Origin of the sequence: Bradyrhizobium yuanmingense, from assembly GCF_025200905.1 — a bacterium.
Lineage (GTDB): Bacteria > Pseudomonadota > Alphaproteobacteria > Rhizobiales > Xanthobacteraceae > Bradyrhizobium > Bradyrhizobium yuanmingense.
Map to the genome: position 1 here is coordinate 7,344,397 of NZ_CP104173.1, position 12,564 is coordinate 7,356,960.

A 12,564-nucleotide genomic window follows, 5' to 3' on the forward strand; every position below is an offset into this window, starting at 1 on the left:
AATGCGGAGAGAGATGGTGGGCACGGCGCTTCGCGCCTTTGCCCATCCTGCGACGGCGTACCCGTTGAGGCAGTGTCCTCGCCTCAATCCCTGTTGTTCGGCGTCTGAATGAACCCGCGATTATGCGTCGGGCTGATCAGCACTTCGTTGATGCAGACCCGCGCCGGCATGCTCGCGATGAAGGCGATGGTACGGCCGAGATCTTCGGGCTGCAGCATCTTCGCCTGCTCGGCTTCGCTCGGCACCACCGGTCGCAGCTTCAGGATCGGCGTCGCCACCTCGCCCGGCATCAGGCAGCAGGCGCGCAGGCCGTTGACGCATTCGTCCATGTTGAAGGAATGGGTCAGCGCCAGCACCGCGTGCTTGGTGGTGGTGTAGGCCGGGCCCGGCATCTTCGAGACGTGACGGCCGGCCCAGGACGAGACGTTGATGATGGAACCGTCCTGCTGCTTGCGCATCGTCGGCAGCACGGCGCGCATGCAATAGAGCACGCCGTTGAGATTGACCTGGACCAGTCTGTCCCAGCCCTCCAGCTCCATGTCCTTCCAGCTGCGCTTGGGAACATTGATGCCGGCGTTGTTCACCAGCAGATCGATGCGGCCGTGCCGGGCGACGATATCATCCGCCGCCTTCTGCGCCTCGGCGGCCTTGGACACGTCCAGCGCGATCGCCTCGGCCGCGCCGCCCGCTTTCGTGATCTTCGCGACCACGGCATCCAGCGCATCCTTGCGGCGTCCCGACACCACCACCGTCCAGCCGTCGGCAGCTAACGCCTCCGCGCCGGCCTCCCCGATCCCGCTGCCACCGCCCGTGACCCAGGCCACGCGTTTCCCGCTTTTTGACATGCAATCTGTCTCCGTTGCTTGATCGGGGCGGTTTTTGCTAATCCAGCCCGCGGTTTTGACCGGCCTGTGCCGGCGAGGAATGTTGCATGAACCAAGCTGCCAACGCCAATTTGTTTTCCCGCCTGTTCGAGGGCCTCGCCGATCCGAAGCGGCTCGCGATCGAGACGCATGACGGCGCCCATATCAGCTATGGCGATCTGATCGCGCGCGCGGGCCAGATGGCGAACGTGCTGGTCGCGCGCGGCGTGAAGCCGGGCGACCGCGTCGCGGTACAGGTGGAGAAGTCGGTCGCCAATATCGTGCTGTATCTCGGCACGGTGCGCGCCGGCGCGGTCTATCTGCCGCTGAACACGGCCTATACGCTGAACGAGCTCGACTACTTCATCGGCGATGCCGAGCCGTCGCTGGTGGTCTGCGATCCTGCCAAGGCGGAGGGGCTCGCGCCGATCGCAGGCAAGGTGAGGGCGAAGGTCGAGACGCTCGGGGCTGACGGCAAGGGCTCGCTGACGGAGGCCACCGACAAAGCGAGCCGCGAATTCACGACGGTGCCGCGTGAAAGCGACGATCTTGCCGCGATCCTCTACACCTCGGGCACCACCGGCCGCTCCAAGGGCGCGATGCTGACGCATGACAATCTCGCGTCTAACTCGCTCTCGCTCGTCGACTATTGGCGCTTCACCGACAAGGACGTCCTGATCCACGCGCTGCCGATCTACCACACCCACGGCCTGTTCGTGGCGACCAACGTGACGCTGTTCGCCCGGGCGTCGATGATCTTCCTGCCGAAGTTCGATCCGGACCTGATCATCAAGCTGATGGCGCGCGCCACGGTGTTGATGGGCGTGCCGACCTTCTACACCCGCCTGCTGCAGAACCCTGCGCTGTCGCACGAGACGACGAAGCACATGCGTCTGTTCATCTCGGGTTCGGCGCCGCTGCTCGCCGACACCCATCGCGAATGGTCGGCGCGCACGGGTCATGCCGTGCTCGAGCGCTACGGCATGACCGAGACCAACATGAACACGTCGAACCCGTATGACGGCGAGCGCGTGCCCGGAGCGGTCGGCTTTCCGCTGCCGGGCGTCTCCGTGCGCGTGACCGATCCCGAGACAGGGAAAGAGCTGGCGCGCGACGAAATCGGCATGATCGAGGTGAAGGGGCCGAACGTCTTCAGGGGCTATTGGCGCATGCCGGAGAAGACCAAGGCCGAATTCCGGCCCGACGGCTTCTTCATCACCGGCGATCTCGGCAAGATCGACGCCAAGGGTTACGTGCACATCCTCGGACGCGGCAAGGATCTCGTGATCTCCGGCGGCTTCAACGTCTACCCGAAGGAGATCGAGAGCGAGATCGACGCCATGCCTGGCGTGGTGGAGTCGGCCGTGATCGGCGTGCCGCACACCGATTTCGGCGAGGGCGTCACCGCGGTGCTGGTGCGCCAGCCCGGCGCGAGCATCGATGAAGCGGCCGTGCTGAAGGGCCTCGACGGGCGCCTCGCGAAATTCAAGATGCCGAAGCGGGTCTTCGTGGTCGACGAGCTACCGCGCAATACGATGGGCAAGGTGCAGAAGAACGTGCTGCGCGAAACGTACAAGGATATTTACGCGAAGAAGTGAGAGAGCTCCGCTCTGTCGGCGTCATTGCGAGCGGCTCTTGCGACGAAGCAATCCGGCTGCCGACGACCAACAGATAGCACCTGACACGTCGCACGGTCCGGCTGGGGTGGAATGCAGGGTGCGCATATCCGCCCGCAGTGCGGGAACCGGTGCGGGTGCCGGGAGTCGCTGGGGTCGCAGCCGGGACGGCTCCCTCGGCAACGTCCCTCGCACGTTGCGGCCGCACGGGCTCGAGGCGGCTTAGAGGCGTTCCAATAGCGATTTCAATGCGCCGTACGCTCGCGCCAAAGAATGAATTTAGATTCCTATACTCGTTGGCGGACCGATAGGCTGGTATACCAAGACCCTGATTGGCCTTGGTTCATCAAGGCCATAGAGCTGAACCACAGTTCGGTTTATGTCGATTTGGTGATTGCGCAGGCCAGATCGACTCCGTAAATAGAGCCCACCTTTCGCGATCCCCGCGCGCCCCATGCTGGGCCGCAACAAACATCAAAAGCCGCCCATGACCGCACGGATCGAACGACCGCTTTCGCCGCACATCCAAACCTATCGCTGGACGCTGACGATGGCTCTATCCATCGTGCACCGCGCCACCGGTATCGCCCTTTACGTCGGAACCCTGCTGCTGGTCTGGTGGCTGGTTGCGGCGGCCTCCGGCCCGGCCGCCTATGCCCATGTCCAGGCTTTCTCCAGCAGCATCATCGGCCGGCTGATTGTGTTCGGCTACACCTGGGCCCTGATGCACCACATGCTCAGCGGCATCCGGCATTTCGTCTGGGATCTCGGCTACGGCTTCAAGGCCAATGAGCGCGAAGCGCTGACCTGGGGCGCCCTGGTCGGCGGCATCGCACTGACGGTGCTGATCTGGATCATCGCCTATGCAAACGGAGGCGGCCGATGAGCTTTGACGAATCCCACGGCTCTCCGAAGCGTCCCTCGATGCGCACCCCGCTCGGGCGCGTCCGCAATCTCGGCGCCGCGCATTCCGGCACGTCCGATTTCTGGCGCCAGCGCATCACCGGCGTCGCCATGACGCTGCTGATGATCCCGGCGCTGGTCATTATCATGATGCTGCTCGGCCGCAACCAGGTCTACGCGGCGCAGACCCTGAGCTCCATTCCCGTTGCGGTGATCCTGCTCCTCTTCATCTTCGCCAGCGCCTGGCACATGAAGATCGGCATGCAGGTGGTGATCGAGGACTACGTCCATAACGAGAAGCTCAAGCTCACCGCGATCATGCTCAACAATTTCTTCTCGGTCGCCGTGGCGCTCGCCTCGACCTACGCGATCCTGAAGCTTTCTTCCGGAGTGTAACCCATGGCCGCTGAGACCAATGGCAAGGGCAACGGCGCTCCCGCCACCAACGGAAAAGCCTATCCGATCGAAGACCACACCTATGACGTCGTCGTGGTCGGCGCCGGCGGTGCCGGCCTGCGCGCCGTCGTCGGCTGCAGCGAAGCCGGCCTCCGCACCGCCTGCATCACCAAGGTGTTTCCGACCCGTTCGCACACGGTCGCGGCGCAGGGCGGCATCTCCGCTTCGCTCGGCAACATGCACAAGGACGACTGGCGCTGGCACATGTACGACACCGTGAAGGGGTCGGACTGGCTCGGGGACCAGGACGCGATCGAATACATGGTGCGCAACGCGCCCGACGCGGTCTACGAGCTCGAGCATTGGGGCGTGCCGTTCTCGCGCACCGAGGACGGCAAGATCTACCAGCGTCCGTTCGGCGGCATGACCACCGAGTTCGGCAAGGCCCAGGCGCAGCGCACCTGCGCCGCCGCCGACCGCACCGGCCACGCCATGCTGCACACGATGTACGGCCAGTCGCTGCGCCACGCGGCCGAGTTCTTCATCGAGTTCTTCGCCATCGACCTGATCATGGACGACCAGGGCACCTGCCGCGGCGTCATCGCGCTCAAGCTCGACGACGGCACGCTGCACCGTTTCCGCGCCCAGACCACGATCCTGGCGACCGGCGGCTATGGCCGCGCCTATGCCTCCTGCACCTCGGCGCACACCTGCACCGGCGATGGCGGCGGCATGGTGCTGCGCGCCGGCCTGCCGATGCAGGACATGGAGTTCGTGCAGTTCCATCCGACCGGCATCTACGGCTCGGGCTGTCTCGTCACCGAGGGTGCGCGCGGCGAAGGCGGCTATCTCGTCAACGCCGAAGGCGAGCGGTTCATGGAGCGCTATGCGCCGTCGGCCAAGGACCTCGCCTCGCGCGACGTGGTCTCGCGCGCGATGACCATCGAGATCCGCGAGGGACGCGGCGTCGGCAAGAAGAAGGACCACATCTTCCTGCATCTCGACCATCTCGATCCCGCCGTGCTCGCCGAACGCCTGCCGGGCATCTCGGAATCGGCCAAGATCTTCGCCAATGTCGACGTGACGCGCGAGCCGATCCCGATCGTGCCGACCGTGCATTACAACATGGGCGGCATCCCCACGAATTATCACGGCGAGGTGCTGACCAAGAAGGACGGCGACGACAACGCGGTGATCCCCGGCCTGATGGCGATCGGCGAAGCGGCCTGCGTCTCCGTGCACGGCGCCAACCGCCTCGGCTCCAACTCGCTGATCGACCTCGTCGTGTTTGGCCGCGCCGCCGCGTTGCGCCTGGCCGAAAAGCTCACACCCAACGCCAAGCAGCCCGAGCTGCCGACGAACTCGGCCGAGATGGCGCTCGGTCGCCTCGACCATTACCGCTACGCCTCAGGCGGCACGCCGACCGCGAAGCTGCGCGAAGGCATGCAGCACGTGATGCAGAACAATTGCGCCGTGTTCCGCACCGGCGAAGTGCTGAGCGAAGGCCAGAACCTGATCGCGAAGGTCCACAGCGGCATCACCGACATCGCCGTCTCCGACCGCTCGCTGGTCTGGAATTCGGACCTCGTCGAGACGCTGGAGTTCGACAATCTGATCTCGCAGGCGGTGGTGACGATGAACTCGGCCGCCAACCGCACCGAGAGCCGCGGCGCCCATGCCCGCGAGGACTTCTCCGAGCGCGACGACAAGAACTGGATGAAGCACACGCTGGCCTGGCTGGACGATGCCGGCAAGGTCAGGATCGAGTATCGCCCGGTTCACAACTACACCATGACCAACGACGTGCAGTACATCCCGCCCAAAGCTCGCGTTTACTAAACGTCGCGCGTGTATTGATCGAACAGCGAAGGCCTTAATCGAATGGTTGAATTCGCACTTCCGAAGAACTCCAAGATCACTGGCGGCAAGACCTGGCCGAAGCCCCCGGGCGCGACCGAGCTCCGCGAGTTCAAGGTCTATCGCTGGAATCCGGACGACGGCAAGAATCCAAGCGTCGATACCTATTACATCGACACCAATGATTGCGGCCCGATGGTGCTGGACGGCCTGATCTGGATCAAGAACCACATCGACCCGTCGCTGACCTTCCGCCGCTCCTGCCGTGAAGGCGTCTGCGGCTCCTGCGCGATGAACATCGACGGCCAGAACACGCTGGCCTGCACCAAGTCGATGCACGACGTGAAGGACGGCGCGGTGAAGATCAACCCGCTGCCGCATCAGCCGGTGGTCAAGGACCTCGTCCCCGACCTCACCAATTTCTACGCGCAATACGCCTCTGTGGAGCCCTGGCTGAAGACGACCTCGCCGACACCGCAGAAGGAATGGCGCCAGAGCCACGAGGACCGCGAGAAGCTCGACGGCCTCTACGAGTGCATCCTCTGCGCCTGCTGCTCGACCTCCTGCCCGAGCTATTGGTGGAACAGCGAGCGCTATCTCGGCCCCGCCGCGCTGCTCCAGGCCAACCGCTGGGTCTCGGATTCGCGCGACGAGGCCACCGGCGAGCGGCTCGACAATCTCGAGGACCCGTTCCGGCTCTATCGCTGCCACACCATCATGAACTGCGCCAAGGCCTGCCCGAAGGGCCTCAACCCGGCCGAAGCTATCGCCGAGCTCAAGCTCAAGATGGTCGAACGCCAGATCTGAGGCGAAGTCCCCCTTCCGCCCCGGCCAAACCGGCCGGGGTGTTCTGCATTTGCCGTTAATTCGAGCAGAATTTTTCTCTGACCCGCTCGACGCGCAAATTTCCGGCTCGCAACCAACGGTTCCAGCACAAGCTGCTTCCTTCCTTGCGCGGGATTCAGTTAAGCTCCCGTCAGGGACGGAGCGACTGTGCAGAGGGCGCAACGCAACTCGCTGAGGCTGTTGCAGTGGATGATGGCGGCATCCCTGGCGCTGCCGATTGGGCTGTTCGTCGTCGCCGCCGCGATCTCCTACACATCGACCAACGATACCGCCGACCGCGAGATCGAGCGCACGGTCGATGTCGCCCATGAGCACGCGCTCAAGGTCTTCGAGACCATCGACCGCAGCCTCGCCGAGCTCAACGAGGTCGTGCGCGGTCTGCCCGACGGCATCATCCGCGAGCGTGAGCCGACGCTGCATCGCCGGCTGAAGCGGCTGACCGATTCGCTGCCGCAGCTCAAATCGGCCTGGATCTTCGACGCGAACGGAAAGGCGCTGGTCAACAGCCTCGTCTCGCCGCCGCCGGACCTGAGCTTTGCCGACCGCGATTACTTCTATTCCCATGTGGACCAGAGCATCGGCACGTTCATCGGCACGGCGCTGACGCCACGACCGCCCTATCAGGGCGCCCGATTCTTCGGCGTCAGCCGCCGCCGCGAGTCCGACGACGGTCGCTTCATCGGCGTGATCCAGGCCTCCGTGTTGCCGGAATATTTCGAAAGCTTCTATGCCAGGATCGGCACCGATCCCGGCAACTTCTTCGCGATGGGGCGCACCGACGGCGCAATGCTCGCGCATTTTCCCCGGCTCGACCACGAGCTTCGGCTCGATCCGACCGGACCGGTGGGCCAGAAGATCGCGACCCAGCCCGTGCACGGCCTCATCACGGTCGCCTGGCCCTCGGACGGTATCGAGCGGCGCATCGCCTACCGGCGCGTCGCCGAATATCCGATCTATGTCAGCGCCGGATTGGAGACCTCTGCGATCCGCGCACGCTGGCTCGCCACCATCGGCCAGCATCTGGTGTTCGGCATTCCCGCCACCGCGCTGCTGTTCCTGCTGCTGGTGCTCGCTCTGCGGCGTACCCAGCACCTTCAGGCCGAAGCTGCAAAGCGGCGCGAGGCCGAGGAGGCGCTCAAGCACAGCCAGCGGCTGGAAGCGCTCGGCCAGCTCACCGGCGGCGTCGCGCACGACTTCAACAACCTCCTGACGGTGATCCGTGCTTCGGTCGATCTCTTGAACCGTCCGCAGCTGACGGAGGAGCGGCGACAACGCTACATCACGGCCATTGCCGATTCGGTGGCGCGTGCGGCCAAGCTGACTTCGCAATTGCTCGCCTTTGCGCGGCGCCAGACCCTCAAGCCGGAGGTGTTCGACGTCGGCGCACGGGTGCAGTCGCTCCACGACATGCTCGCCACGCTACTGGGCCCCGCGATCGAGATCGTCATGCAGCTGCCGGCGGAGCCGTGCCTCGTCAATGCCGATGCCAGTCAGTTCGAGACGGCGCTGATCAACATGGCGACCAATGCGCGCGATGCCATGCAAGGCCAGGGGCGAATCGTTTTCAAGGTCGAGGCCACGACGACCGTTCCGCACGCGCTGGTGCAGCTTTCGGCCAGCCCAGACCACGGCTTCGTCCGCGTCACCGTCAGCGACACCGGCGTCGGCATTCCCGCCGCGCGGCTCGGGCGCATCTTCGAGCCGTTCTTCACCACCAAGCAGGTCGGCCGCGGCACCGGCCTCGGCCTGTCCCAGGTGTTCGGATTCGCCCGGCAGTCCGGCGGCGAGGTGACCGTGGCGAGCGAGGTGGGGCACGGCAGCACCTTCTCGCTCTATCTGCCGCGCGTGCCGCCGGGCCTGCTGCCGCAACGCCAAGCGCCCAACACGGCGCCGGCGGTGGCCGGCAGCGGCATGTCGGTGCTGGTGGTCGAGGACAATATCGAGCTGGCCAACTTCGCCGCCGACGGGCTCACTGAGCTCGGCTACAGCATCACGCTGGTCGACAACGCGGCCGACGCGCTCGCCGAGCTCGTCGTGGATGCCGACCGCTTCGATGTCGTGTTCTCGGACGTGGTGATGCCCGGCATGACCGGGCTCGATCTGGCGCAGGCGATCCGCGAGCGCAGCCTCGGCGTGCCGGTCGTGCTGACCACCGGCTACAGCCAGGCCCTGTCGCAGGAGGGTACAGGCGGCTGCGACCTCGTGCAAAAGCCTTATACGATCGAGGAATTGTCGCGCGTTCTGCATCGGGCGGCGCGGATCCGGCGCGTCAGGAACGGCGCCGCCGAATAGGGGCACGCGGAACTCTCGTGGGAACCGGCCGAGTTCCCTTGGCGTTGTCCGCTCATGTACAAGCCGGCCGCGACGCGTGAAAAGGGCAAGAAGCCGCCCATCATCGACATCCAGGGCGAGAACGGCGACGAAGTGACACCGCCGCCGCCCGAACTGGTCGAACCCGACCCCCAATTGTCACCCGAGGCAGCCGAGCAGGTCCGCAAGGATTATCTGCTGACACGGTTCTGGATCAGCGCCCGCGGCTTCTGGGGCCGCAACGGCGACCGCCTCGCCTGGCCGTTCTCGGTTGGTCTCGGCCTGCTGATCGTGCTGACCGTCGGCTTCCAATACGGCATCAATGTCTGGAATCGCGCGATCTTCGATGCCATCGAGAAGCGCGATGCGGCGAGCGTCTTCCATCTCACCGCGATGTTCTTCCCGCTCGCGATCGGCAGCATCGTGCTCGCAGTCGTGCAGGTGTTCGCGCGCATGGGCATCCAGCGACGCTGGCGCGCCTGGCTGACGGCGAGCGTGCTGACACGGTGGCTCAAAAACGGGCGCTACTATCAGCTCAACCTTGTCGGCGGCGATCACAAAAATCCCGAATACCGAATCGCGGAGGATTTGCGGATTGCGACCGACTCCCCCGTCGACTTCCTCGCCGGCGTGACGTCGGCGCTGCTGTCGGCCGCGACCTTCATCGTCGTGCTCTGGACCATCGGCGGGGCACTTACCGTCACGCTCGGCGGTTCGTCGGTGACCATTCCCGGCTTCCTCGTGATCGCCGCGATGCTGTACGCCGCGATCGCATCCGGATCGATCGTGGTGATCGGCCGGCGCTTCGTGCAGGTCTCCGAGGGCAAGAACCAGGCCGAAGCCGAGTTCCGCTACACCCTGACGCGCGTGCGCGAGAACGGCGAGAGCATCGCCCTGCTCGGCGGCGAGGAGGAGGAGCGCGACGGCATCGATCGCAACTTCACGAGCGTGCTGCGGCAATGGGCGCGCCTTGCCGGCCAGCACATGCGCACCACGCTGGTGTCGCAAGGATCGAGCCTCGTTGCGCCGGTCGTGCCGCTTCTGCTCTGCGCGCCAAAATTCCTCGACGGCAGCATGACGCTGGGCCAGGTGATGCAGGCCGCGTCCGCCTTCACCATCGTGCAGAGCGCGTTCGGCTGGCTGGTCGACAATTATCCGCGGCTCGCCGACTGGAACGCCTGTGCACGCCGCATCGCCTCGCTGATGATGTCGCTCGACGGCCTCGAGCGCGCCGAGCAGGGCGACGGCCTCGGCCGCATCAAGCGCGGCGAAACCAGCAACGAGGCCATGCTGGAGCTGAAGGATCTCTCGGTCACGCTCGACGACGGCACGGCCGTGGTCGGCGAGACCGAGGTGGTGATCGAGCCCGGCGAGCGGCTGCTGGTCGCCGGCGAATCCGGCACCGGCAAGAGCACGCTGGTGCGCGCCATCGCCGGGCTGTGGCCGTGGGGCGGCGGCAGCGTGAATTTCCATGCCGATCGCCGGCTGTTCATGCTGCCGCAGCGGCCCTATGTGCCCTCCGGCTCCTTGCGGCGGGCGGTCGCCTATCCCGGCGCGGCCGACCACTGGACTTTGGACGAGATCGGCGCAGCCCTGCACAAGGTCGGCCTCGATCATCTCAAGGAGAAGATCGAGGAGGAGGCACCGTGGGACCAGACCTTGTCGGGCGGCGAGAAGCAGCGCCTCGCCTTTGCGCGGCTGCTCCTGCACAACCCCGACATCGTCGTGCTCGATGAGGCGACCTCGGCGCTCGACGAGAAGAGCCAGGACAAGATGATGCAGATGATCACCGAGGCGCTGCCGAAGGCGACCATCGTCAGCGTCGCGCATCGCGCCGAGCTGGAGGCTTTCCACAGCCGCAAGATCGTGCTGGAGCGGCGCAAGGGCGGCGCCAAGCTCGTCAGCGATATCGACCTGATTCCGCGCAAGGGCCGGCGCCGGCTGCTGGGGCGGTTCTTGCGGCAGCGCAAGGCGCCAAAGAAGGCGGCGTGATCCGTAGCCCGGATGGAGCGTAGCGCAATCCGGGAAGGTCCATCCGCGCGGCAAGAATCCCGGATTACGCTGCGCTCCATCCGGGCTACCGGACTGTGATCGAGCGTTGGAGTCCTCGTCAAAACCGGTTATGCATGCGCCGCCTGCAACGAGGATCTGCTGCTTGACGTCCGACAATGCCCCTTCGCCCGCGCCGTTCGGTGCGTTTGCGCCCAATGCGGCGCAGGCTGCGATCATCCGCCTCGCTCAACGGTCGGGGCTGAAGCGCGGCGCGTTCCGGCCGTGGATGTCGCGGCTGGTCAACCTGCTGCGCAGCGGCCCGGTCGACGTGCAATATCAGGGCGCCTCGTTCCGCTTCCATCACCAGGGCAGCGCGACCGAGCGCGGCGCGCTGTTCAATCCCGACTACAATCTCGACGAGCTCGACTTCCTGCGCCAGCACACCCCTGCGGGCGGCACGTTCGTCGATGTCGGCGCCAATGTCGGCACTTTCGCACTGGTGATGGCGCGGCAGGTCGGGCCATCCGGACAAGTGGTGGCGATCGAGCCGCATCCGCTGACCTTCGGACGGCTCTCGTTCAACCACGCCGCATCGAAGACGCCGCAGGTGCGCCTGGTGCAGGCCGCCGCGGGCGAGCGCGACGGCGAGCTGATGATCGAGAGCGGCGGCGGCAACCTCGGCGCCACCCACGTCGTCACCGGCACGGCCAGTGCCGAGGCCATCAAGGTGCCGTCGCTGCGCCTGGTGCGCATTCTGGAGGAGGCCGGCGTCGGCCAAGTCGATTCGCTGAAGATCGACGTCGAGGGCTTTGAGGACCGCGTGCTGATCGGCTTCTTCCGCGACGCGCCGCAAATGCTGTGGCCGCGCGCGGTGGTGATCGAGCATCTGTCACAAAACGAATGGCAGCAGGATTGTATTGCCGACATGGTCGGGCGCGGCTTTACGATCGCACGCAAGACACGAAGCAATACGTTTTTGTCTCGCTGACGGGTTACGAACAAGGGAGGTTGCGATGATCGATCATCTGGGATTCTCCGTCTCCGACTATGAGCGCGCCAAGGCGTTCTATGCGAAGGCACTGGCGCCGCTCGGCTACAGCCTGATCATGGAGGTCACGGCCGAGCAGACCGGACACGCTGCGGCTGCAGGCTTCGGTGCCGACGGCAAGCCCGATTTCTGGATCGGGGGCGAGGGCGCGATGAACAAGCCGGTGCATGTCGCCATCCACGCCAAGGATCGCACCACAGTCGATGCGTTCTACAAAGCGGCGATGGCGGCCGGCGGCCGCGACAACGGCCCGCCCGGCATCCGCCCGCATTATCACGCGAACTATTACGGCGCCTTCGTGCTCGACCCCGACGGCCACAACATCGAAGCGGTCTGCCACACGCCGTAATCCGGTCTTCGAAGCGATGTGACGCGGAACATCGGTGCTGCACCTTCGTTGTTGTTCTCTGGACAACGATCCCGATGATGCCGATGCCGATTGAACCGCCCGAGATTCCGCCGTCGACGCCCGGTACGCCGACTGAGCCGCCGCCCGGAATCCCGCCCGGCAATCCGCAGCCCGAAATCACGCCGCCGGTGCGCGAGCCCGGCTCGCCGCCGCGGCCCGACGAATTGCCGGGCCGCATGCCTGAGGAGATCCCATCGCGCGGACCGAACGGGCCGCTCACGCCCAATCCTGCGACGGATGCGATTCCGCCGCGCGATCACGCGTGAAGCAGCGAAGCAATGTCAGGCGATTGCCACCAGCGTCTGAATGCGCAATGAACGTTGC

11 protein-coding genes are annotated in these 12,564 nt (G+C 65.5%); 10 read left to right on the forward strand and 1 reads right to left on the reverse strand.

The window, feature by feature from the left end; all coding sequences use genetic code 11:
• Positions 1–83: 83 nt before the first annotated feature.
• The gene (locus N2605_RS34025) at positions 84–845 is read right to left on the reverse strand and encodes an SDR family oxidoreductase (RefSeq protein ID WP_225130238.1); all 762 of its coding nucleotides are present in this window, start codon (positions 843–845) and stop codon (positions 84–86) included.
• A gap of 86 nt (positions 846–931) precedes the next feature.
• Between N2605_RS34025 and N2605_RS34030 the strand changes: the two genes are divergently transcribed.
• The 10 genes from N2605_RS34030 to N2605_RS34075 all read left to right on the forward strand — a co-directional run bounded on the left by N2605_RS34030 (position 932) and on the right by N2605_RS34075 (position 12,506).
• The gene (locus N2605_RS34030; protein WP_260345116.1) at positions 932–2,461 is read left to right on the forward strand and encodes a malonate--CoA ligase; all 1,530 of its coding nucleotides are present in this window, start codon (positions 932–934) and stop codon (positions 2,459–2,461) included.
• Between the two features lie 505 nt (positions 2,462–2,966).
• Complete coding sequence (gene sdhC / locus N2605_RS34035) at positions 2,967–3,365, forward strand: succinate dehydrogenase, cytochrome b556 subunit (RefSeq protein ID WP_036024159.1); 399 nt, start codon at positions 2,967–2,969, stop codon at positions 3,363–3,365.
• Entirely contained in the window at positions 3,362–3,778 is a 417-nt protein-coding gene (gene sdhD, locus N2605_RS34040) for a succinate dehydrogenase, hydrophobic membrane anchor protein (protein WP_036002745.1), read from the forward strand. Before sdhC ends, sdhD begins: the two co-directional genes overlap by 4 nt.
• 3 nt (positions 3,779–3,781) lie before the next feature.
• Entirely contained in the window at positions 3,782–5,617 is a 1,836-nt protein-coding gene (gene sdhA, locus N2605_RS34045; protein ID WP_036002747.1) for a succinate dehydrogenase flavoprotein subunit, read from the forward strand.
• Positions 5,618–5,659: 42 nt separating this feature from the next.
• Positions 5,660–6,442, forward strand: coding sequence for a succinate dehydrogenase iron-sulfur subunit (locus N2605_RS34050; RefSeq protein WP_036002750.1), 783 nt, complete (start codon positions 5,660–5,662; stop codon positions 6,440–6,442).
• Between the two features lie 186 nt (positions 6,443–6,628).
• Positions 6,629–8,773, forward strand: coding sequence for a hybrid sensor histidine kinase/response regulator (locus N2605_RS34055; protein ID WP_260345118.1), 2,145 nt, complete (start codon positions 6,629–6,631; stop codon positions 8,771–8,773).
• 54 nt (positions 8,774–8,827) lie between these two features.
• A complete protein-coding gene (locus N2605_RS34060; protein WP_260345119.1) occupies positions 8,828–10,783 on the forward strand; it encodes an ABC transporter ATP-binding protein/permease in 1,956 nt (651 codons plus the stop codon).
• 163 nt (positions 10,784–10,946) lie between these two features.
• Positions 10,947–11,771 carry an FkbM family methyltransferase gene (locus N2605_RS34065; RefSeq protein ID WP_225114865.1) on the forward strand — a complete coding sequence of 275 codons (825 nt, stop codon included), beginning with the start codon at positions 10,947–10,949 and terminating at the stop codon, positions 11,769–11,771.
• Positions 11,772–11,796: 25 nt separating this feature from the next.
• Complete coding sequence (locus tag N2605_RS34070; RefSeq protein ID WP_260345120.1) at positions 11,797–12,180, forward strand: VOC family protein; 384 nt, start codon at positions 11,797–11,799, stop codon at positions 12,178–12,180.
• Between the two features lie 83 nt (positions 12,181–12,263).
• Complete coding sequence (locus N2605_RS34075) at positions 12,264–12,506, forward strand: hypothetical protein (protein ID WP_036002774.1); 243 nt, start codon at positions 12,264–12,266, stop codon at positions 12,504–12,506.
• Positions 12,507–12,564: the final 58 nt, after the last annotated feature.

Bases quoted from the DNA above. Each gene is read 5' to 3' on its own strand.
- N2605_RS34075 (WP_036002774.1), top strand. From the start codon at position 12,264: ATGCCGATTGAACCGCCCGAGATTCCGCCGTCGACGCCCGGTACGCCG.
- sdhA (WP_036002747.1), top strand. From the start codon at position 3,782: ATGGCCGCTGAGACCAATGGCAAGGGCAACGGCGCTCCCGCCACCAAC.
- sdhD (WP_036002745.1), top strand. From the start codon at position 3,362: ATGAGCTTTGACGAATCCCACGGCTCTCCGAAGCGTCCCTCGATGCGC.
- N2605_RS34030 (WP_260345116.1), top strand. From the start codon at position 932: ATGAACCAAGCTGCCAACGCCAATTTGTTTTCCCGCCTGTTCGAGGGC.
- N2605_RS34070 (WP_260345120.1), top strand. From the start codon at position 11,797: ATGATCGATCATCTGGGATTCTCCGTCTCCGACTATGAGCGCGCCAAG.
- N2605_RS34025 (WP_225130238.1), bottom strand. From the start codon at position 845: ATGTCAAAAAGCGGGAAACGCGTGGCCTGGGTCACGGGCGGTGGCAGC.
- sdhC (WP_036024159.1), top strand. From the start codon at position 2,967: ATGACCGCACGGATCGAACGACCGCTTTCGCCGCACATCCAAACCTAT.
- N2605_RS34050 (WP_036002750.1), top strand. From the start codon at position 5,660: ATGGTTGAATTCGCACTTCCGAAGAACTCCAAGATCACTGGCGGCAAG.
- N2605_RS34060 (WP_260345119.1), top strand. From the start codon at position 8,828: ATGTACAAGCCGGCCGCGACGCGTGAAAAGGGCAAGAAGCCGCCCATC.